Origin of the sequence: Streptomyces sp. NPDC090499 (assembly GCF_044769305.1) — a bacterium.
Lineage (GTDB): Bacteria > Actinomycetota > Actinomycetes > Streptomycetales > Streptomycetaceae > Streptomyces.
Genome location: NZ_JBIVXP010000001.1, coordinates 966571 through 986845 on the forward strand (window position 1 = coordinate 966571; position 20275 = coordinate 986845).

18 protein-coding genes are annotated in these 20275 nt (G+C 72.0%); 8 read left to right on the plus strand and 10 right to left on the minus strand.

Features of this window, described 5'->3' with window-relative positions; translation table 11 throughout:
* Nucleotides 1-76: 76 nt before the first annotated feature.
* The gene (locus ACIQVL_RS04515) at nt 77-868 is read left to right on the plus strand and encodes a helix-turn-helix domain-containing protein (protein WP_403474336.1); all 792 of its coding nucleotides are present in this window, start codon (nt 77-79) and stop codon (nt 866-868) included.
* Between the two features lie 92 nt (nt 869-960).
* Nucleotides 961-1512, plus strand: a complete 552-nt coding sequence (locus ACIQVL_RS04520; protein WP_403474337.1) for a hypothetical protein — start codon at nt 961-963, stop codon at nt 1510-1512.
* Here the strand turns inward: ACIQVL_RS04520 and ACIQVL_RS04525 are convergent.
* Nucleotides 1496-2161, minus strand: coding sequence for a Type 1 glutamine amidotransferase-like domain-containing protein (locus ACIQVL_RS04525; protein ID WP_403474338.1), 666 nt, complete (start codon nt 2159-2161; stop codon nt 1496-1498). The two genes, ACIQVL_RS04520 and ACIQVL_RS04525, sit on opposite strands and share 17 nt — an antisense overlap.
* Before the next feature lie 65 nt (nt 2162-2226).
* Here ACIQVL_RS04525 and ACIQVL_RS04530 point away from each other — a divergent pair, with 65 nt between their 5' ends.
* A complete protein-coding gene (locus tag ACIQVL_RS04530) occupies nt 2227-3213 on the plus strand; it encodes a GlxA family transcriptional regulator (RefSeq protein WP_403428050.1) in 987 nt (328 codons plus the stop codon).
* On the opposite strand, the gene ACIQVL_RS04535 is transcribed toward ACIQVL_RS04530, so the two are convergent.
* Both ACIQVL_RS04535 and ACIQVL_RS04540 read right to left on the minus strand, forming a co-directional pair.
* On the minus strand, nt 3171-3845 hold the full coding sequence (locus tag ACIQVL_RS04535; RefSeq protein WP_403474339.1) for an RNA polymerase sigma factor: 675 nt from the start codon (nt 3843-3845) through the stop codon (nt 3171-3173). The genes ACIQVL_RS04530 and ACIQVL_RS04535 overlap by 43 nt on opposite strands.
* 132 nt (nt 3846-3977) lie before the next feature.
* Complete coding sequence (locus ACIQVL_RS04540) at nt 3978-5429, minus strand: carboxylesterase/lipase family protein (protein ID WP_403428046.1); 1452 nt, start codon at nt 5427-5429, stop codon at nt 3978-3980.
* A gap of 112 nt (nt 5430-5541) precedes the next feature.
* Between ACIQVL_RS04540 and ACIQVL_RS04545 the strand changes: the two genes are divergently transcribed.
* On the plus strand, nt 5542-6519 hold the full coding sequence (locus tag ACIQVL_RS04545) for an AsnC family transcriptional regulator (RefSeq protein ID WP_403428044.1): 978 nt from the start codon (nt 5542-5544) through the stop codon (nt 6517-6519).
* Nucleotides 6520-6528: 9 nt separating this feature from the next.
* Here ACIQVL_RS04545 and ACIQVL_RS04550 read toward each other — a convergent pair whose 3' ends face one another.
* Together ACIQVL_RS04550 and ACIQVL_RS04555 are read right to left on the minus strand one after the other, a co-directional pair.
* Nucleotides 6529-7197 carry a DUF4360 domain-containing protein gene (locus ACIQVL_RS04550; protein ID WP_403428042.1) on the minus strand — a complete coding sequence of 223 codons (669 nt, stop codon included), beginning with the start codon at nt 7195-7197 and terminating at the stop codon, nt 6529-6531.
* Nucleotides 7198-7379: 182 nt separating this feature from the next.
* On the minus strand, nt 7380-7838 hold the full coding sequence (locus ACIQVL_RS04555; protein WP_093503415.1) for an Rrf2 family transcriptional regulator: 459 nt from the start codon (nt 7836-7838) through the stop codon (nt 7380-7382).
* Between the two features lie 73 nt (nt 7839-7911).
* On the opposite strand from ACIQVL_RS04555, the gene ACIQVL_RS04560 reads away from it, so the two are divergent.
* On the plus strand, nt 7912-10893 hold the full coding sequence (locus ACIQVL_RS04560; protein WP_403474340.1) for a beta-galactosidase: 2982 nt from the start codon (nt 7912-7914) through the stop codon (nt 10891-10893).
* Between the two features lie 60 nt (nt 10894-10953).
* Here the strand turns inward: ACIQVL_RS04560 and ACIQVL_RS04565 are convergent, their stop codons facing one another.
* Genes ACIQVL_RS04565 through ACIQVL_RS04585 form a run of 5 tightly spaced genes read right to left on the minus strand, consistent with a single transcriptional unit; the run spans nt 10954 to nt 16697 of the window.
* Nucleotides 10954-12465, minus strand: coding sequence for an alpha-N-arabinofuranosidase (locus tag ACIQVL_RS04565; RefSeq protein ID WP_403474341.1), 1512 nt, complete (start codon nt 12463-12465; stop codon nt 10954-10956).
* Between the two features lie 23 nt (nt 12466-12488).
* Nucleotides 12489-13547 (minus strand): arabinan endo-1,5-alpha-L-arabinosidase, encoded by a 1059-nt coding sequence (locus ACIQVL_RS04570; protein WP_403474342.1) that lies wholly within the window; start codon nt 13545-13547, stop codon nt 12489-12491.
* Nucleotides 13544-14416 (minus strand): carbohydrate ABC transporter permease, encoded by an 873-nt coding sequence (locus tag ACIQVL_RS04575; RefSeq protein ID WP_403474343.1) that lies wholly within the window; start codon nt 14414-14416, stop codon nt 13544-13546. The genes ACIQVL_RS04570 and ACIQVL_RS04575 overlap by 4 nt, the downstream gene beginning before the upstream one ends.
* A complete protein-coding gene (locus tag ACIQVL_RS04580) occupies nt 14413-15351 on the minus strand; it encodes a carbohydrate ABC transporter permease (RefSeq protein ID WP_403474344.1) in 939 nt (312 codons plus the stop codon). Before ACIQVL_RS04580 ends, ACIQVL_RS04575 begins: the two co-directional genes overlap by 4 nt.
* The gene (locus tag ACIQVL_RS04585) at nt 15348-16697 is read right to left on the minus strand and encodes an extracellular solute-binding protein (protein WP_403474345.1); all 1350 of its coding nucleotides are present in this window, start codon (nt 16695-16697) and stop codon (nt 15348-15350) included. Before ACIQVL_RS04585 ends, ACIQVL_RS04580 begins: the two co-directional genes overlap by 4 nt.
* Nucleotides 16698-16952: 255 nt before the next feature.
* On the opposite strand from ACIQVL_RS04585, the gene ACIQVL_RS04590 reads away from it, so the two are divergent.
* From ACIQVL_RS04590 to ACIQVL_RS04600, 3 genes are read left to right on the plus strand one after another with little or no spacing between them, the layout of a single operon-like run.
* Nucleotides 16953-17576 carry a toxin-antitoxin system, toxin component family protein gene (locus ACIQVL_RS04590; protein ID WP_403428029.1) on the plus strand — a complete coding sequence of 208 codons (624 nt, stop codon included), beginning with the start codon at nt 16953-16955 and terminating at the stop codon, nt 17574-17576.
* Nucleotides 17573-18811, plus strand: a complete 1239-nt coding sequence (locus ACIQVL_RS04595) for an MAB_1171c family putative transporter (RefSeq protein WP_403428027.1) — start codon at nt 17573-17575, stop codon at nt 18809-18811. The genes ACIQVL_RS04590 and ACIQVL_RS04595 overlap by 4 nt, the downstream gene beginning before the upstream one ends.
* Entirely contained in the window at nt 18804-20207 is a 1404-nt protein-coding gene (locus ACIQVL_RS04600) for an NAD(P)/FAD-dependent oxidoreductase (protein WP_403474346.1), read from the plus strand. Before ACIQVL_RS04595 ends, ACIQVL_RS04600 begins: the two co-directional genes overlap by 8 nt.
* Nucleotides 20208-20275 lie beyond the last annotated feature (68 nt).

Below are 20275 nucleotides of genomic sequence, written 5' to 3' on the forward strand. Positions count from 1 at the left end.
GCGGGTGTGCGGTGCGCGCTGTCGATGACCTGCGAGGTCATTGCCCCGGGCCGGGCCGCCGGGCAGCCTGGGGTGCATGACGACGACCACCACCGAGCCGGTCGGGGTGCTGGTGCGGCGCTGGCGGGAGCGGCGGCGGCGTTCACAGCTGGACGTGTCGCTCGCCGCCGAGTTGTCGACCCGGCACCTGAGCTGCATCGAGACCGGGCGGGCCAACCCGAGCCGGGACATGATCCGGCGGCTGTGCGACGAGCTGGACGTGCCGTTGCGGGAGCGCAACGCGCTCTACCTGGCGGCCGGCTTCGCCCCGGTGCACCGCGAACGCGCCTACGCCGATCTCGGCGCGGCACGCGAGGCGGTGGAGGCGGTGCTCGCCGGGCACGAGCCGAATCCGGCGCTCGCGGTCAACGTGCGGTGGGAGCTGCTGGCCGCGAACCGCGCCATGGGGCTGTTCCTCGGTGACGTCCCGGCGGAGGTCACCGGGCCGCCCCTGAACGTCCTGCGGGCGACCCTGCACCCCGACGGCCTGTCCAGGCGCATCCGCAACCTCGCCCAGTGGCGTGCGCACGTACTGCGCCGGGTCCGCCGCCAGCTGGACCGGACGTCGGCCACCGGCCTCGCCGGACTCCTCACGGAACTGGAGAGCTACCCGGCGCCCGGCGCGGCCGCGCCCGGGGACAGCGGATCCCCCCACGACGACCTGGTGGTCCCTCTGCGCCTGTCCTCCGACCACGGCGACCTCGCCCTCCTCTACACCACCACCGTCTTCGGTTCCCCGCGGGACGTCACCCTGGACGAGATCGCCATCGAGACCTTCTTCCCGGCGGACGCGCACACGGCGGCGGCACTGCGGGCGATGACCATGTGACCGGCCGGATGACGCACGGCCCCACCGGAATCGGGAGGCCTGGTCCGTTGGCGGTGTGAGAGGGTGCAGTTCCGTCCGGGGCAGGGGGAGATGTGGGGCTGGTCCACGGCTACGACATCTATCTGCGCCCTCGGAATGTCGCCAGGGCGTTGGCCGGTCTGGCCGAACTGGCGCCACCGGGGCGTGCCGTGCCGCCGCTTGAGGTCGGTCTGCCCGGTGGCGACCGCCTCGTGCTCCCCTTCACGTCCCGTTCCAGGAGCGAGCCGGTCGACTGCGCCACGAGCGACACGCTCGAACTCGACCTGTCCCTCATGTTCGACGCCGACGACACCCTGCGCGACTACGCGCAGCGCAACGGCCTCGTCCTCGGGGCGGACGGGCGTGTCCGGATCGGGTACGTCTACGCGACGATCCGGTTCGAGTCCCTCCTGGACCCTGATTACGCGTCGGTGGAGTGCTGGGCGGCGACGTCGGAGATGAGTCGTCTGTTCGCGCGGTCGGCCGGCATCAGGAAGGTGTTCACCGACCTCGCCGCCGACAGCGGCGGAGTGTGCTGCCTGTTCGACACCGACGACGGCGCCCCCGAGCAAGTGTGCTGGCTGAAGGGTGAATCCGCCGAGGAGACGTTCATCCCGCCGGGTTGAACAACTTCCAGTTCCCCTCGGAGACGACCTCGACGCCGTCGTCGGTGACCTTGACGGCGGTCTGGGCGTCGATGGCGTAGGCCGGGCCCGCCATCCCGGCGGCCCAGCGTTCCGCCTCGGCCATGGTGTTCTCCGGGGTGCCCAGGTGCGGGAAGAGGGCGAAGTCGACGACGCCCAGCGCGCTGTCGTCGCCGGTGGGGGGCTGCCAGCCGACGAAGAAGTCCCCCACGCGGGGCGTGAGCGCCATGCTGCCGGCGCTGAGCCCTACGTAGACCGTGTCACGCAGCGTCGGGAGGAGGTCGGCCAGTCCGGACTCGCGCATCCAGTGGCACAGGTACAGCGCGTCGCCGCCGTTCACCAGGAGGACGTCCGCGTCCCGGACCCAGGAGACCCAGCGCTCCCGGTCGATGCCGGGCAGCGCGGTGAGCTCCAGCACGCCCACCGACTTCCAGCCGAGCCCCGTCATGGGGCTGGGGGACCGTCCGCTGAGGAAGCGCCACGGGCCGCCCGGGTCTCCGTACGGGCCCCCGTACCCGGCGGTGGGGATGCAGAGGGCGTCGGCCTCGGCGATCGGTTTGCCGAGCAGGTCGACCAGCGCCGCCCGGATGCTCTCGTTGCTGACACCGGAGTCGGTGAGGAGCAGCTTCATCAAGCCCCCGCTGAGTAGGGTTGCCGTTTGCTGGCAGGATAGGCACCGAGCGATAGGATCGTGCCATGTCCGCCGACATCGACTTCCTGCCCGCCCGCCCGCACCGCGTCGTCGTGCTCGCCCTCGACGGGGTCTACCCCTTCGAGCTGGGCATCCCGAACCGGGTCTTCACCTGCGTGCCCGGCGCCTACGACGTGGTGACGTGCGCGGCGACGGAGGACCGTACGGTGGCGACCAACGCCGACTTCACCGTCACCGTCGGGCACGGGCCCGAGGCGCTGGAGAGCGCGGACACGGTGGTCGTACCGCCGTACGACATGGCGCGGATCGCCCAGGAGCTGCCCGGACCGGTCGCCGCCGCGCTGGCGCGGATCCGGCCCGGGGCCCGGATCGTCTCCATCTGCACGGGGGCGTTCGCGCTCGCGGCGGCCGGGATGCTCGACGGGCGGCCGGCGACGACGCACTGGGCGCTGGCGCCGCGGTTCCGGCGGATGTTCCCGCAGGTGGCGCTGGATCCGGACGTGCTGTTCATCGACGACGGGGATGTGCTGACCTCGGCGGGGGCGGCCTCCGGCGTCGACGTGTGCCTGCACGTCGTGCGTTCCGACCACGGCAGCGCGGTCGCCAACAGCGTGGCCCGGCAGTGCGTCGTACCGCCGTGGCGGGACGGCGGCCAGGCGCAGTACATCGAGCTGCCGGTGCCGGACGAGGGCGCCACCGGCACGTCGGCCACCCGGGCGTGGGCCCTGGAGAACCTGGAACGGCCGCTGGCGCTGCGGGAGTTGGCCGATCACGCCCGGATGAGCCGGCGCACCTTCGCCCGCCGCTTCCAGGAGGAGACGGGGACGAGCCCCGGGCGCTGGCTGATCCAGCAGCGGGTGCGGCGCGCCCGCGACCTCCTGGAGACCAGCGAGCTGTCGGTCGACCGCATCGCCGCCGAGGTCGGCTTCGCCACCGGCACGTCACTGCGGCAGCACCTGCACGCGGCGATCGGCGTCTCCCCGCAGGCCTACCGCAGCACGTTCCGGGCCACGGCGGTGAGCAAAGGCTGAGCGGCAGGGTCCGAGCGGCCGGCACGGGCGCGCCGGCCCGCGTCGGCGTGCGGGGCGTCCACCGTCGCCGCCAGGGCGAGGGCGAGTTTGACCCGGCCCTGGCTGAGGCGGCTGCGGACCGTGCCGACCGGGACCCCGCAGGCGACCGCGACCTGCTCGTACGAGGCGCCGGTGGGGGTGAGGTAGCGCAGGACCAGCGGGGTGCGCAGGGCAGGGGAGAGCCGGTCCAGAGCCGTCCAGACCCAGTCGCGTGCCGCGCGGCGCTCCAGCCACTGCTCCGGACCCGCCTCGGGCGACGGGATGTCGGCCTCCTCCATCGGCCGGAACGCGACGCGGTCGCGCAGTACGCGCCGGCTCGCGTTGCGCACGACGGTGCGCAGCCAGGCGCCCACCGCGGCCGGGTCACGGACGTCCCCGATGCGCTGCAGCGCCGTCAGCGCGGCGTCCTGGAGCACGTCGTCGACGTCCGCGCCCGGGCCCAGCACACACAGCGCGACCGCCCGCATCCCCGCCCGGTGCCGTTCCAGCAGCTCCCCGAGGGCGGCGGCCTCGCCGGACTGGGCCGCCTCCGTCAGCGTCGCGTCGTCGGCACCCGTGTTCCGGGCCGCCTCCCGGCGAGAGCTTGCCCCCACAGCTGCACCTTCTTCCTGTAGGTGGGCGTCTTCGGCTGCGATCCAGCCTGGTGGAGGGCGTCACGGCGGTCTTTCGCTCCGGCGCGCGGTCCTTGCGCCGGAACGCATCGCGCCGGGGGCGAGGGCCGTCGTTCAGCCGAAGTGGCGGACGCGGGCGGCCGTCCCGGGGGCGTACGGGAGCCAGTCGTGCACCGAGCCGGTCCTGACGAACTCGGCGACGGCGGTGGCGAACTCGTGCCCCAGGGCGCGCTGGGAATCCCCGACGGCGCCGAGCATCGGACTGTCCGGGTAGGCGTCGAACGTGTTGAAGAGGAAGGGCAGTTCGACGCAGTGGGCGGCGCCGAGGGAGTGCGGGTCCTCGGCCGGGCGGTAGTCGAACTCGTAGACGTGGGTCACGTTGCCGCCGGCCGCGTGGTGGTCGGCGATCCGGAGCGAGCCGTCGCGGAAGAGGGTGTCCGTGCCGATGGCGGTGAAGATCTGTGCGGGGGTCCTCTGCGGGAGCCGGGCGGCGTACGCGTCATAGAACTCCCGGGCCCGGTCGCCGGCCTGGGCGGACAGGAGGTCCACGGCGCCGGTGGGGGTGAGGTTCTGCACGGCCGGTTCGAACGCGAAGAAGGACGTGGCCTCGTCGGCGGTGGTGCCGATGAGCAGCGGCTTGCCCTCCAGGGCGCCGTCGGCGAGCGCCCGCTGCCAGGTACGGGGCAGACCGGGGGCGCCGAGCACCGGGTACATGGGCGGGGCGGCGTTGCCGGGGCGGGCGAGCTGTCCCGCGAGCCGCCAGTAGGCGGACAGGAGCTGCTCGGCGGGCAGGGCGCGCAGGGCCCTCGCGGTGTCGGCGCCGGCCGGGACGCCGAGCAGTTCCAGGTAGGCCTCGGCGTTCGCGGCCGCGTCCCCGGGGTCCTGCGGGGCCAGGCCGAAGGGGCCGCTCTGCGCGAGCACCCGGGTGACGAGGCCGGAGGTCTCCGGGTCGAGCGCCAGGTACAGGGTGGAGTAGGCGCCGGCCGACTGGCCGCCGACCGTCACCTCGCGCGGGTCGCCGCCGAAGGAGGCGATGTTGTCCCGCACCCAGCGCAGCACGGCGGCCTGGTCCTGGAAGCCGAGGTTGGCGGTGCCCTCATCCGGGAGGTAGAGGTAACCCAGTGGTCCCACCCGGTAGTTGGCGGTGACGACCACGATGTCGCCGAGAGCGGCGAGGCGACCGCCGTCGTACCAGTCCCAGCCGCCGGAGCCGCTGGTGAAGCCGCCTCCGTGCCACCAGAGCAGGACCGGCCGGGGCCTGCCGTCCGCCAGGGCCCCGCGCGGCGCGAAGACGTTGACGGTGAGGCTGCCGTCCTCGTCCCAGTCCGGCTTCCGGTGTCCCATCACCTGCTCCAGGCGGGACGGGCCCTGCGGGACGGCCGGCCCGGCCTCGACCGCCTGCCGCACCCCGGTCCAGCCCGGGTGCGGCCGCGGCGCGGCGAACCGCAGCTCGGCGACCGGCGACGCGGCGTACGGGATGCCCCGGAAGGAGACCGCCCCGCCTTCCGTGATCCCCTGGACCCTGCCGCGCTCCGTGGCCACGACCGGGTTCTCGATGTCCGCCATGGTGCTCACCTCTCTCGGTTCGGTTGCGATGTCTCCGATCCTCAACGCGAGTGTGGAGATGAGCCAGAAAGGAGGCTGCCGATCGAGAAAGCACGCCATATGATCCATGGGTATGGAGAAAGCACGTCATCGCCTGGACGAGACCGACAGCCGGATCGCCGCCGCGATGCTGGCGGCCCCGCGCGCCTCCTGGCGCACGGTCGGCCGGGTCCTCGGGGTGTCGGAGCGGACCGTGGTGCGGCGGGCCGCGCCGCTCTACCACGACGGCACGCTACGGGCCACGGCCGTCCGCAACCCGGTGTGCTTCCCCGACCTGATCCCGCTGGCCCTGCGCATCCGGTGCAAGCCCAACCGGATCGGCGCCATCGCCGCCACCCTGGCCCGCCGCCCCGACACGATCTGGGTGGACGTCCTCGGCGGCGGTGACGAGATCTGCACGATCCTCTTCCTGGACGGGCCGGACGCCCGCAACAACCTGCTGCTGCGCGACCTGCCGGCCACCGCGGCGGTGCAGTCGTGGACCTCGCACGCGCTGCTGCGGGTCTTCCCGGCCGGTTTCGACTGGAGCGGCGGCATGTTGTCGGAGGCGGAGCTGGCCAGTCTGCGCCCGGAGCTGCCGGAGGCCGGCCCGCGCCTGGCGCTCACCCCCGCCGACCACCAGCTGGTCGCCGGGCTGGTCGAGGACGGCCGGGCCTCCTACACCTACCTCGCCCGCCGCGCCGGCGTCAGTGCCCTGACCGCCCGCCGGCGCCTGGCGGCGCTGGCGGGCGGCATGGTCCTCAGGCTCGCGACCGAGGTCGATCTCGCCCGGCTGGGCATCCGTACCGAGGCGTTGTTGTGGATGACGGTCGCCCCCGGCGGTCTGGAGGAGACCGGCCGGCGGCTGAGCCGCCATCCACAGGTGCGGTTCGCCTCGGCCACCACCGGCTCGGCCAACCTGCTCGTGGCCGTCGCCGCGACCGACCTCGACGCGCTCTACCTCTTCCTGAGCGACACGATCGGTGCCCTGGAGCACGTCTCCACGATGGAGGTCACGCCCATCCTGACCGGGGTCAAGCGGACCGGACTGGTCCGGCCCGGGAGCCTGTGACCGGCCGGGCTACTTGCTGGGGCACTGCTTCCAGGCCAGGTGGTAGACGGTGCTGATCTCGCCGTCGGTGGAGTCCATGGTCATGAAGCTGACCTTGCCGGGGTTCGCGCTCCCGGCGTTCACCCGCAGCTCGGTGTTGATGTTGAAGTTGCGCTGGACCCCGCAGGGCGCCCAGACCAGCTGGGCCCAGTCGGTGGTGTCGGTGGCCTCCCAGTTGTCGTTGTAGGGGCCGGTGAAGGGGTGGTTGGCGAACGCGGTGTTCGAGGAGCCCTGGAAGTAGTACGAGGCACGCTGGGTACCGGTGGCGCCCGGCTGGAGCGACGCGAAGCCGCGGTAGTCGGCGCTGGCGATGGCGTAGGTGAAGCCGCCCGGCACGTGGACGACCAGGTTGAGCTGGCAGTTGCGGCGGAAGACGGTCGGGTCGGAGTTTCCGCCGGCCTGGGCGAGGTAGGCGCTGTAGGTGACGGTGAAGGCCTCGTTGTCCTCGGACACGGCGACGGCCGTGGTCCCCTGCGGACAGCCGGAGCCGTTCACCGTGGCGACGTTGATGACGATCTTGTCCGGCGGCGGGTCGTCGAAGACGGGCGACGACGAGGCCTGGGCCTGAGCGGGCAGCCCGGCGGTGAGCAGCGCGGCCAGCGCTCCGCCGAACAGGAGGCGATGTCTCCTGGGTCCCATGGTTTCTCCGGTTCGGTGATTCGAGTGGGGGGTTGCACCCGCGGCCGTCCGTAGTTCACTTTTGAAGAACCTGTGAGTTTCCTGTGAAGACCGGGGCGCTCGCATCGTAGGAACCGTGGCATGAACCGGTCAGGGCGAACTCCGGCCATTCACAACGCCGGATTTCACACCTCGCCGCAGGCTCAGGGGTTCTCCCAGGCCGCCGGCTCCGCCGCCAGCGCGCGGACCGGCTCCGGCAGGGCGTCCGCCGCGATGTCCGCCACCGTGACGCCTTCGAGGATCCTGCGGACGTTGGCGCGCAGGGCGATCCACAGGGGCAGCAGCGGCTGGGCGGTGCCGGTGTAGGCAAGACCCGTCGGGCGTTCGCCGCGCACCGAGACGATCGGGCCGTCCACCGCGCGGATCAGGTCGGCCACGGTGATCGCGGACGCCTCCCGCGCCAGCCGGTAGCCGCCGCCCCCGCCACGCCGGCTGTCGACGATCCCGGCGCGCCGGAGGTCACCCAGAATGCCCTCAAGGAACTTGTGCGGGATGTCCTGGGCGCCGGCGATCTCCTCCGCCTTCACGGGGCCCTCCCCCTGCCGTACGGCGAGCTCCAGAACCGCCCGTACCGCGTAATCCGCTCGTGCCGAGATCCTCATGCGTCCATTGTGGGGCGTCCTCCCGTGGACAATGGCCGCACCCGCGCCCCGTAAGATCGCCCGGGAGGATCCCTTGGCGCTCAGCAGACGTACCTTCAGTGCCCTCGCCGGCTCGACCGCGCTCGGTTTCGCCCTGGGCGGCAGCGGCGGCCCCGGGGCGCCCGCGGCCTACGCGGCCCGCAGTGTGCCGACCGGCCCGGCACCGGCCGCGCCGAGAGCGGACGGACAGCGGCACACCATCGGCTACGACCACTACTCCCTCGTCGTGGACGGGCGGCGCCTGGTGGTCTGGTCCGGCGAACTGCACCCCTTCCGCCTCCCGAGCCCGTCCCTGTGGCGGGACGTCCTGGAGAAGATGCGGGGGCACGGCTACAACACGGTCAGCATCTACGTGGCGTGGAACTACCACTCCGCCGCGCCCGGGACGTACGACTTCACCGGCGTCCGCGACCTCGACCTGTTCCTGCGCACGGCCGCCGAGACCGGGCTGTACGTCATCCTCCGCCCCGGCCCCTACATCAACGCCGAGGTCGACGCCGGCGGCTTCCCCGGCTGGCTCACCGCCACCGCGGGCGCCGCCCGGGGCACCGACCCCACCTACCTCGGCCACGTCGACCAGTGGCTGACCGCCGTCAACCGCATCGTCCGCCGCCACCAGCACACCGACGGCGGCGGCACCGTCCTGCTCTACCAGATCGAGAACGAGTACGACGGCCACGTCGCCGACCCGAGCGGCCCCGCCTACATGTCCCACCTCTACAAGAAGGTGCGGGCCGACGGCATCGACGTCCCCCTCTTCCACAACGACAAGGGCCGCAACGGCTACTGGATCCCCGGCTCCTTCGACACCGGCGGCGAGAAGGGCGGGTGGCTGTACGGCTTCGACGGCTACCCCTCGCCCTCCCAGCCCCCGCCGGACTGGGGCGGCTTCGGGATCGGCGGCCTCAAGGGCGGCGCCACCGCGAGCCCGCGCACGCCCGGCTTCGTGCCGGAGTACGGGGGCGGCTGGTTCGACCCGTGGGGCGGGGTCGAGTTCGGCGGCAAGGGGTACGCCGAGTCCCGGCGCACCCGCGACGCGGCCTACGAACGCCGCTTCTACCTCACCAACCTCGCCAACGGCCTCACCCTCCACAACGTCTACATGACCTACGGCGGCACCACCTGGGGCTGGCTGCCGGCGCCGGTCGTCTACACGTCGTACGACTACGGCGCCGCCATCGACGAGGCCCGCAACGTCACGACGAAGATCGCGCCGATGCACCAGCTCGGCCACCTCCTGCAGCGCGTCCCGGACTTCGCGAAACTGGACCGCGCGGCCGACGTCCACGTGGGGGGGCTGAAGACGTACCACCTCACCAACCCGGACACCCGGGCCCACGTCTACGTCCTGCGCAACGACGGCGCCGAGGAGGTCACCTCCACCCTGCGCACCGCCGACGGCGACGACGTCGAGCTGACCGTCGCGGGCCACGACGCCCGGCTCGTCACCACCGGCCTCTCCCTCGGCAAGCGGAAGCTGCGCTACTGCACCGCCCAGCCGATGTTCGTGCTCACCACGGGCCGCCAGGACATCGCCCTGTTCACCGGCCGCTACGGCGAGATGGCGCACCTCGTCCTGGAGTGCCCGACCGAGCCGCTGGTCCAGCGCCTCGACGCCGAGGCGGCCTGGGTCTACGACCAGGGCGTCCTGCACGTCACCGCGCCGCTCGGGCAGGGCGGGCTCACCCGGGTCCTGGTCCAGCGCGGCGACAGCGACACCCCGCTGCTCCTCCTCTTCGCCGACGACGCGACCTCCGTACGGCTGTTCCCGTACGACACCCCGTCCGGCACGCTCCTGGTCTACGGCCCGGCGCTGCTGCGCCACGCGAAGCTCGACGGGTCCGCCGTCCACCTCACCGGGGACATCGTCGGGGCGAGCGGCGTCGAGGTCTGGGGGCCGCGCGGGATCGCCTCGGTCACCTGGAACGGGCAGCCGGTACGGACCCGGGTGACCGTCTCGGAGAGCCTGGTCGCCCTGGCGGAGATGCCGGCGGCGCCGCTGCCGGAGCTGCCGGTGCTCACCGGCTGGCGCCGGAAGACCGAGAACCCCGAGGCCGCGACCGGCTTCGACGACTCGGCGTGGCCGGCCGCCGACAAGAAGACGTCGTTCAGCACGACGGCCGTCCCGGCGGGTCAGCCGGTGCTCTTCGCCGACGACTACGGCTTCCACTACGGGGACGTCTGGTACCGGGGGCACGTGGCCGGCGACCTCTCGGACCTGGAGTCCGTCTCCCTCGCCTACAGCACGGGCACCCAGGGCATGCTGATGGCCTGGCTGGACGGGGTGCCGCTGGGCTCGCACCGGATGCCGGTGCCGGATGCGAAGACGGTGCGGAAGGGGAGTTGGACGGCCACCGCCGAGTTCTCCGCCGACGGGCTGAAGAAGAAGCGGCGCAAGAGGCCGGCGCACGTGCTGTCCGTGCTGGTGCGGCGGATGCAGCACGACATGGACGGCGCGTCGCTGGACACCCACAAGGTGGCGCGCGGGCTGACCGCCGCCTCCTTCAAGGGCGTCTCGCCGAAGGTGAGCTGGCGGATCCAGGGGGCCCTCGCACCGGATCCGGTGCGAGGTCCGCAGAACAACGGCGGGCTGTACGGGGAGCGGGAGGGCTGGCACCTGCCCGGGTTCGCGGACGGCGGCTGGGAGGCGGTCACTCTTCCGCGCGCCGACCGGGGGATGGGGGTCACCTGGTACCGGACCGGGTTCCGGCTGTCCGTGCCGGGCGGGGTGGACGCGTCGGTGGGGCTGGTGCTGGAGGACGATCCGGCGCGGGCCTACCGGGTGCAGATCTTCTTGAACGGGTGGAACCTCGGGCAGTACGTGAACGATGTGGGGCCGCAGCACACGTTCGTGCTGCCCAACGGGATTCTGCGAACCCGGGGTTCGAACACGTTGGCCCTGGCTGTGCTTTCGGACGGCACGAGTGAGGTTGGGCCGGGGGTTGTGCGGCTTGAGCTGCTTGGCAGTTCGGTCGGGGGAGTTTCCGTGGAGACGGTTCCCTCCCCCGGCCGTTAGCTGCGGGTTGCGGGGACTGAGCGCGCAGTTCCCCGCAACCCTGAAGGGGCGCGTTCGCCCTTACGCCAGTCGGATCGTGTTCCAGGACAGGGGTTCGAGGACGGCGGTCAGGGTGCCGTCGGTCAGTGCCGTGCCCTTGGCCGGGTGCGGGGTCACCCGGTCCGGGGCCGTGAGGGTGTTGCGGGCGTCGGGGTCGGCGTCCGCGAGGACGCTGTGTTCCGTGACCTGGGCCAGGGCGAGGCCGCTCAGGGCGATCTCCAGGGGCAGCGGCTCCGTCCGGCTGCGGTTCACGGCGAAGACGGTGACCGTGCCGTCGTCGGCCTTGACCGCTGTGGCGTGCAGGAGGTCCGTCTCGCCGTACTTCTTCGTGTCGTATGTCGGTGAGTCCACGCGTACGTCCAGGACCCGGCCCCTGCCGTACCGCGAGGCCTGGGCGAAGGGGAAGAACGTCGTCTGGCGCCAGGCCGGGCCGCCGGGCTCGGTCATGATCGGGGCGATGACGTTGACCAGCTGGGCCAGGCAGGCGACCGTGACGCGGTCGGCGTGCCGCAGCAGGGCGATGAGCAGGGAGCCGAAGACCACCGCGTCCAGGACGCTGTAGTTGTCCTCCAGGAGGCGGGGGGCCTCGGCCCAGTCCCGGTCGGCGGAGTTCTCGATCTCGTGCCACCGCGAGGTGTACCAGACGTTCCACTCGTCGAAGGAGAGGTTGATCTTCTTCTGCGACTTCAGCCTGGCGCCCACGTGGTCGCAGGTGGCGACCACGTTCTCGATGAAGGACTCCATGTCCACGGCGGAGGCCAGGAAGGAGTCGAGATCGCCGTCCTGGGGCTCGTAGTAGGCGTGCAGGGAGATGTAGTCGACCAGGTCGTACGTCTCCGCGAGGACCGTCGCCTCCCACTCGGCGAAGGTCGGCATGGACTGGCTGGAGGAACCGCAGGCGACCAGTTCCACGGACGGGTCCATCTGGCGCATGGCGCGGGCCGTCTCGGCGGCGATGCGGCCGTATTCCTCGGCGGTCTTGTGGCCGGTCTGCCAGGGGCCGTCCATCTCGTTGCCCAGACACCAGACCTTGATGCCGAAGGGGTCCTTGTCGCCGTGCGCGGCCCGGAGGTCGGAGAGGGCGGTGCCGGAGGGGTGGTTGGCGTACTCCTGGAGTTCCAGGGCCTCCGCCACGCCGCGCGTGCCGAGGTTGATCGCCATCATCGGCTCTGCCTGCGGACCGACCTTCTTCAGGAAGGCGATGTACTCGGCGAGTCCGAACCGGTTGGTCTCCGTCGACCGCCAGGCCAGGTCGAGGCGGCGGGGCCGGTCCTCGACCGGGCCGACCGAGTCCTCCCACTTGTAGCCGGAGACGAAGTTGCCACCGGGGTAGCGGAGGGTGGTGACGCCGAGTTCGCGGACCAGGTCGAGGACGTCTTGGCGGAGACCGGCGGGGTCGGCCGTGGGGTGGGTCGGTTCGAAGATGCCGGTGTAGACGCAGCGGCCCAGGTGCTCGACGAAGGAGCCGAAGAGCCGGGGGTTGACTTCGCCGGTGGTGAAGGCGGGGTCGAGGGTGAAGCGGGCGGTGCGCAATGTTCGCCTTTCGGGGTGGGGTGTTACTGGATCGTGGGCGAGTGCAGGTGATCTGTGGCTGGTCGCGCAGTTCCTCCCCCAGCCTTCGGCCGGGGGTACCCCCAGCGCCCCTGACGCAAGCTGGGCCAGCCGTCCTTTGTCCAGTTCAGGGGGTTGAGCCCGAGCTTTGGGGTGCCGTTGTCGTCGGCGTCGTAGTAGTGGTAGGCCAGCCACGTCCTGCCGTTCGTGAGGAACGTCGACTCGCCGCCGGGGCCGATGTAGCGGCCGTGGGAGGCGAGGAGGAGGTCGCCGCCGCCCTCCAGCATCGGCGTGCCCGTGCTGTCGGTGTACGGGCCCGTCACCGTTGTCGAGCGGCCCACTCTGATCTTGTACGTCGAGTTCACGCCCGCGCAACAGGCGTCGTACGAGGCGAAGAGGTAGTAGTAGCGGCCGTGGTGGAGGATCGAGGCGCCTTCGACGGCGTAGGGGGCGTCGGGGCGGGTGGCCAGGTGGGCGACGGTGGCTCCGGGGATCGCCTTGCCCGTCGTCGGGTCGAGTTCCACCATGCGGATGCCCGTCCAGTACGAGCCGAACGCCATCCACAGCTTGCCGTCGGCCCGGGTGATCGCCGGGTCGATGGCGTTCCAGGGGTCGGTCGTGTCGGAGGTGAAGGCGGTGCCGTGGTCGGTCCAGGTGCCGGGGAGGCCGGTCGGGGAGGTGGCGACGCCGATCGCGGAGTGGTTGGTGCCCCAGGAGGAGACCGCGTAGTAGAGCCAGTAGCGGCCGTCGCGGTAGGAGAGGTCTGGGGCCCAGGGGTCGGCGGTGGAGTTGTAGTCGTACCACCAGCTCGGGGGTGTGGTGAACGCGTTGCCGGCGTCGGTCCAGTCGCGGAGGTTCGTGGAGAGGCGGGCGCCGATGACGCCGCCGGTGGAGTAGGCGACGTAGCCGCCGGTCCCCAGGTGGATGACGGTGGGGTCGTGGATGATCTGCCGGCCGGTCAGGGGGAGGGGGTCGGGGTAGCTCTCGGCCGCCTGCGCCGCGCTGGGGAGGAGGGCCAGGAGGGCGGCCGTCGCCACGGCCGTCAGCGCTCTGCGTACGCTCACTGTCCCGCCAATCCCGTGTGGGCGACGCCCGCCACGATCTGCCGCTGGAAGAAGACGAAGACGACGATCAGCGGCAGGCCCGCCATGAGGCCGCCGGCCATGAGCTGGGCCCACTGGATGCCGTAGGAGTTCATGACGGTCGCGATGCCGTTCGGCATGGTCATCAGGTCGGGGTTGTTGGTCACCATGTACGGCCACAGGAAGTTGTTCCACGAGGCGATGAAGGTGAAGATGCCGACCGCGGCGAGGGAGGGGCGGGAGAGCGGGACGACGACGGTGAAGAAGATCCGCCAGCGCCCGGCGCCGTCGATGAAGGCGGCCTCCTCCAGTTCGCGCGGGATGCCCTGGAAGAACTTGTAGAGGATGTAGACCATGGCCGCCGGAGCGCACTGCGGCAGGATCATGCCCCAGTAGGTGTCGACCATGCCCATCTGCTGGACGGTGGTGAACAGGGGGACGCCGAGGACCGCCGGGGAGATCATCAGGCCCGTCATCACCAGGCCCATCAGGGCGGCCCGGCCCCGGAACTCGGTGCGGGCGAAGCCGTATCCGGCGAGGGCGGCGACGGTGACCACGACGGCCGTCACCAGGATCGACACCACGAGGGAGTTGACGAACCAGTTCGTGATGTTGCCGGTCTGCCACAGGGCCTTCCAGGCCTGGCCGGTCCACACCTTCGGCAGCCAGTGCGGCGGGATCTCGGCGGCCTCGGCCTCGGACTTGAACGAGGTGAACAGGGCCGCGGCGATCGGGGCCACGAAGACGGCGGAGACGGCGACGCCGAGGAGGGTGAGGACGATCTGGCCGGGTGTCCAGGGCCTGCGGGTCCGGAGGCGGGGCTCGGGGCGGATCTGGGTGGTGGTGGTCATCGGGTGGCCTCCTCACGGTTGCGCAGCAGCGCCATGCGGCCGAGGGCGACGGCCGCGATGATCACGAAGAAGATGACGGACATCGCGGAGGCGTAGCCCACGCGGTAGCTGGTGAAGCCCTGTTCGAGGGTGTACTGGACGAAGCTGCGGGTGGAGAGCTCGGGACCCGGGCCGAAGTCCATCATCACGACCGCCTGGTCGAAGAGCTGGAGCGAGGCGAGGACCTGGAGCGCGATCACCAGGCCGGTGATGTGCCGCAGCATCGGCAGGGTGATGTGGACCGTCCGGTGCCAGGCGTTCGCGCCGTCCAGCTTGGCGGCCTCGTAGAGGTGGCCGGGGATGCCCTGGAGGGCGGCGAGGTAGAGGAGGAAGGAGAAGCCGACCGTCCACCACAGGGTGGTGATGACGATGGCGAGCATCGCGTACGACTTGTCGGTCAGCCAGGGGGTGTCGAGCCCGAAGGTCTCGTTGAGGAGGCCGATGCCCTGGGTGAACAGCCACTGCCAGATGTTGCCGGCGACCGTGGAGGGGAGCAGGAAGGGGGCGAAGAAGCAGAGGCGCCAGAGCCATTTGCCGCGCTCGATGTGGTGGGCGAGCATCGCGAGCAGGAAGGCGAGCACCGTGATGGCCGGGACGACGAGCAGCGTGAAGTAGGCGCTGTGCCCGAGCGCGTCCCACATGGCCTGGTCGTGCAGCGCCTCGCGGTAGTTGTCGAGGCCGACGAAGCTCGCGCCGTCGCCGGAGATGTTGGCGTCGGTGAGGCTGAGGTAGACGCCGCGCAGCAGCGGCCAGACCACGAAGAGCGCGAAGAGGGCCAGGAACGGGGCGACGAACCAGCCCCCGTGCTGGAAGCCCTGCCTGCGGCGGACGGTGGCGGAGGCGGCGGCGGTCCGCGCCCGCACGGGTGCGACGACGGTCCCTGCACTGGTCGTCATGCGGCCGTACCTCCCTGCGCGGCGGTCCTGCCGTCCATCGGGTTCTTCGAGGCGAGGAGTTCGACGAGGTGTTTCCGCATCGTCTGCGCGACGGCGTCCGGCCTGGCCGAGCCCGTCGTCGAGGAGACGACCAGCGGGCCGAGGTCCTGGGCGAGGACGCCGGTGGAGCCCGCGAACCACACCTTCGGCTCGGTGGCCTGGTGGTACATCGCGGAGGCGTACTCGTGCTGCGGGGTGAGCTTCTTGTACGCGGCGGTGGACAGCGTCGGCGTGTACGCCGGGATGTGGCCGCCGGCCGCCCACTGGAGGGCGTGGGTGACGACGTACGCGGCCAGTTCGTGCGCGGCCTCGTTCGTGGCGCCGCCGCGGCCGGACTGGTGCGGCAGGACGAAGGAGTGCGACTCGGCGTGCGTGGCCTGTCTGCCGAAGACGGGCGGCAGCGGGGTCGCGCCGTAGTCCAGCTCGGCGCCGGAGAAGACGGGCACCGACCAGTTGCCCTCCCAGGTGAAGGGGGCGCCGTTGATGAACTGTTCGCCGGTCGGCGCGCCCGGGATGACGTAGCCGTCGGTGACGTGCTTGCGGAAGAACTCCAGGACCTGGGTGGCCTTGCCGGTGTCGAAGAGGACCTCGGTGTTGTCGGCGCTGAACCACGTGCCGCCGAGCTGGGTGTAGAAGGCGACGAAGAACCACCACTGGAAGTTCTGGTCGTTGGTCCACAGGCCGATGGTCTGCAGGCCCTTCTTCTGGACCGCCCTGGCCGTCTTCAGGACGTCGAACCACTCGTCGGTGGAGGTGACCGGGACCATCAGGCCGTCGTCGCCGAGCAGGCCGGCCTTCTTCAGGACGTCCCTGCGGTAGAAGCAGAGCTGTACGTGGATGTCGAGCGGGAGGGCGTAGAGCTTGCCGTCGATGACGCCGCGGTTCCACAGCGCGGGGCTGTAGTCCGCCTTGTGGACGCCGTACCTGGCGAGGAGGTCCAGGTCCCACGGGTCGAGGAGGCGGCCCGGGGAGAAGCCGGCGACCCGGCCCATGTGCATGACGCCGAGTTCGGGGGCGCGGTTGCCGGCGGCGGCCATGGCGAGCTTGGTGTAGAAGGGGTTGCCCCACTGGAGGGTGGAGTCCTTCACGTCGATGCCGGGGTGTTCCCTGCGGAAGGCGTCCAGCATCGCGATCATGTTGGCGCCGTCGCCGCCGCTGAAGAGGTTCCAGTAGCGCACCCGGGTGTCCGCGCCGGAGGCGAGCGCGTCGGCGCCGGTGCCGAGCGCGGCGAAGCCGAGGCTGCCGGCGACCGCCAACCCCCCTGCCGTGGCCAGTAGCTGCCTGCGGTTCAGGCCAGGTCGTCCCATGCCCTGCCCTTACTGTAGAAGTCCATGTTCGAAATCTCGTATGGCGCTCGTAACTTCGAACGGGACCGTAAAATCGAAGCGCTTGCGCGTCAATGGGTCGCGCGTGACTTTCATGCATCGGGCAGTCGTTGCCCGGTGAACCACCGCTCGGACTCCCGGCCCCGGATGGCATGACGCGGACACATCCGGACGCGTAGTCTCGGACGGGCCGACGCGGCGCGGTGACCGCCGATGGGGCGGTGCGAAGGGGGAGCGATGGACTTGGCCGGCGCGCGGCACCGGTGGGCCCGGATCGCCGCGGGGCTGCGGCGCTCCCGGCCGGCCGCTCAGCTGCGGCGGTCCCGGGCGAACGTACGGATGCGCCGGCTCGCCGCCGACCTCACCGCCGCCGTCCGCGCCCGGTCCCAACGGCCCGCCGACGTGAGGGAACTGTGCCGTGCGCTGTGCGACGAGACGAGCCTCGGACGCGGCGGCCGGCCGGTCGAGCTGCGTTTCGAACGGTTCCCCGACGAGATCGAGGTCACCGGACTGTGGGTGGAGTTCCAGGAGTTCGACCTGGTGATCGTCGAGGAGCGGGCCGAGGCCGTACAGCAACTGGTCATCCTGGGCCATGAGCTGTGGCACATGCACGCCCGTCACACGCATCACCACGCGGCCGCCGCGAACGCCCTCGCCGGGCGGGCGGGCTGGGACTCCCTCGCCCTGACCGTGGCCGCCCGCAACGGCTCCCGGGCGGCCGACGAGGCCGAGGCCGACGACTTCGGGCACCGGCTCGCGGCCGCGCTCCGGCCCTTCCTGCCCGGCCGGGGCGGCGGGACACCGCCCGACCCGGTCCAGCGCTCCCTCGGCTACCCCGGACGGGAAGGCGGACCCCGGTGACGTACCCCGCACTGGCCGAGGGCCCGACCGCGTTCCTCACCGGGCTGTACATCTCCTTCTGGCTGCCGGGCCTCGTCCTCACCGCGGCCCTGGTGATCAAGCTGCCCAGCATCCTCAAACTCTGGCGGGACCCGCTGCTGCGTGCCGTCGGCGGCCTGCTGCTGTTCGCCTGCGCGGTGTTCGCCTTCGCCGCTCCGGCCACCATCGCCTGGACCAACCGGGTCACCGGCGTGCCGAACATCTCGGCGCCCCTGGTGTACTCCCTGATCACCGCCCTGTCCGCGTCCTGGCTGCTGCTGGTCGTGCACTGGCGCAACGGCCACACCGACCGCCGGGAGCAGACCCGGCGCGCCACCCGCTGGGTGGTCAGCGTGTACGCGGCCGTGGTCGTCGCCCTGTGGGTGCTGTTCGCGCTCGCCGACGTGCCCGTGGAACAGGTCCGGAACCTGGACACCTACTACGCCGGTACGCCGTTCATGCGCGAGGAGATCCTGCTCTACCTCCTCGCCCACACCGTGGCCTGCGCGATCACCACCCGCCTGGTGTGGAACTGGATCCGCACCGACGGACTCGACGCCTGGCTGCGCTGGGGGCTCAGGTTCCTGGGCATCGGCTACGCGACGAACCTGGTCTTCAGCGCGGCCAAGTTCACGGCCGTGGTGGCCCGCTGGACCGGTCACGACCTGGACTGGCTGAACACCAACATCGCGCCGTCGGCCGCCTGCATCGCCGCCACGTTCGTCGCGATCGGCTTCATCGTCCCGCACGCCGGCCAGTACTTCCACGACCGCTGGCTGCTGCGCCGCCGGCACCGCGCCCTGAAGCCGCTCGCCCGGCTGATGCGGACCGTCACGGGCGGCCGCGAACCGCTCGCCCTGCGCGCCACCGCCGAGATGCGCCTGATCCGCCGCGAGACCTACATCCGGGACGCGCTCCTGCAACTGTCCCGGTTCCTCGACGAGAACCTGCGCGGCCGGGCCCACGACGCCGCTCGCGCCCTCGGCCACGAACCCGGCCGGGCACAGGCCCTCGCCGCCGCCGTGACGGTCCTGGAGGCCGTGGAGAGCGGACGGCACGCCCCGGACGACGACGGCGGCGGCACGGCCGAGACCGACACCTCGTACCTGCTCCAGGAGATCCAGGCCCTCTCCGAGGTCCTGCGCCACCCCGACGAGATCACGGCGGTACGCACCCGCGCGACCGTCCCGGCAGAGAGCATGTCCGCGCATGAGTGAACGTCCCTCCCCCGCCAGAACCGCCGTGGTCCTGGGGGGATCCCACACCGGCATGCTCGCGGCCCGGGCCCTGGCCGGCCGCGCCGACCGGGTCGTCGTCGTGGAACGCGACGAGCTGCCCGCGACGCCCGCTCCCCGCAAGGGACTTCCGCAGGCCCGGCACGCCCACATGCTCTGGTCGGGCGGCGTACGGGCGATGGAGGAGCTGCTGCCGGGCATCACCGCGGCCCTCCTGGACGCCGGGGCGCGCCGGGCCCCGGTCACCACGGACATGGTCGCCCTCTCGGCCCAGGGCTGGTTCCGCCGCTGGCCCGAGTCCCACCACGTGCTCCTGGCCGGCCGGGACCTGCTGGACGCGACGGTCCGCGCGCGGGTCCTCGCGGACGGGCACGTCGAGGTGGCCGGGGGCACGGAGGTGCTCGGGCTCGCGGGCGGCGCGGCGGCGGTCACCGGCGTCCGGGTGCGGGACCGCGCCGGCCGGGAGCGGACCATCGGGGCCGACCTGGTCGTCGACGCCACCGGCCGGGGGTCCGGCGCCCCCCGCTGGCTCGCGGACCTCGGGCTGCCCGCGCCGGCGCGCCGCGAGGTCGACACCGGTCTCGCCTACGCCAGCCGGCTCTACCTCGCACCCGAGCAGGCCCGCGACGGCTTCCCGGTGATCAACGTGCAGCCGGACCCGCGGGACGGCGGCCCCGGCCGGGCGGGCTTCCTGCTGCCCATCGAGAACGGCCGCTGGATCGTCACCCTCAACGGCACCCGCGGGGGCGAACCGACGTCCTCCGCGGCGGACTTCGTCCCGTTCGCCCGCGACCGGCTGCGCCATCCGCTCATCGGCGACCTGCTCGCGCAGGCCGAACCGCTCTCCGACGTCGCCGTCACCCGCGCCACCGTCAACCGCCGGTACTTCTACGAGCGGATGCCGGCCTGGCCCGACAACTTCACGGTCCTCGGCGACGCCCTGGCCGCGTACAACCCCGTCTACGGCCACGGCCTGGCCGTGGGTGCGCAGAGCGCGCTGCTGCTGCGGGAGCTGACCCTGCGGCACGGCCTCGGTACGCCCGGCCTGGCCCGGCGCGTCCAGAAGGCCGTCGCCCGGCCGGTCGGGGCGGCCTGGGACCTCGCCATCGGGCAGGACGTGTTCTATCCGGGCGCCACGGAGAACGGGCCGACGGCCCGGGACCGGATCGTGTCCGCCTACGTGTCCCGCCTCATGTACACGGCCACCGGCAACGGCCGCATCGCCCGCCGCGTCACGGACGTGACCTCCCTGGAGCGCCGCGCGGAGGTACTGCTGACCCCGTCCGTACTGCTGGCTGCGCTGGCAGGACCACTGAAACCGGCCCTGCCCGGACCACCCCTCACCGCGGAGGAACTGAAGAGAGCCGGCCTCCAGTAGCGCCCCTCCAGCAGCGCCCCGTCAGAGGCGCGGCCAACCCCCACAGCCTGACAACGGCCGCTCGGCAA

Bases quoted from the DNA above. Each gene is read 5' to 3' on its own strand.
- ACIQVL_RS04580 (WP_403474344.1), bottom strand. From the start codon at position 15,351: ATGACGACCAGTGCAGGGACCGTCGTCGCACCCGTGCGGGCGCGGACC.
- ACIQVL_RS04550 (WP_403428042.1), bottom strand. From the start codon at position 7,197: ATGGGACCCAGGAGACATCGCCTCCTGTTCGGCGGAGCGCTGGCCGCG.
- ACIQVL_RS04525 (WP_403474338.1), bottom strand. From the start codon at position 2,161: ATGAAGCTGCTCCTCACCGACTCCGGTGTCAGCAACGAGAGCATCCGG.
- ACIQVL_RS04545 (WP_403428044.1), top strand. From the start codon at position 5,542: ATGGAGAAAGCACGTCATCGCCTGGACGAGACCGACAGCCGGATCGCC.
- ACIQVL_RS04600 (WP_403474346.1), top strand. From the start codon at position 18,804: ATGAGTGAACGTCCCTCCCCCGCCAGAACCGCCGTGGTCCTGGGGGGA.
- ACIQVL_RS04555 (WP_093503415.1), bottom strand. From the start codon at position 7,838: ATGAGGATCTCGGCACGAGCGGATTACGCGGTACGGGCGGTTCTGGAG.
- ACIQVL_RS04540 (WP_403428046.1), bottom strand. From the start codon at position 5,429: ATGGCGGACATCGAGAACCCGGTCGTGGCCACGGAGCGCGGCAGGGTC.
- ACIQVL_RS04590 (WP_403428029.1), top strand. From the start codon at position 16,953: ATGGACTTGGCCGGCGCGCGGCACCGGTGGGCCCGGATCGCCGCGGGG.
- ACIQVL_RS04585 (WP_403474345.1), bottom strand. From the start codon at position 16,697: ATGGGACGACCTGGCCTGAACCGCAGGCAGCTACTGGCCACGGCAGGG.
- ACIQVL_RS04575 (WP_403474343.1), bottom strand. From the start codon at position 14,416: ATGACCACCACCACCCAGATCCGCCCCGAGCCCCGCCTCCGGACCCGC.
- ACIQVL_RS04530 (WP_403428050.1), top strand. From the start codon at position 2,227: ATGTCCGCCGACATCGACTTCCTGCCCGCCCGCCCGCACCGCGTCGTC.
- ACIQVL_RS04515 (WP_403474336.1), top strand. From the start codon at position 77: ATGACGACGACCACCACCGAGCCGGTCGGGGTGCTGGTGCGGCGCTGG.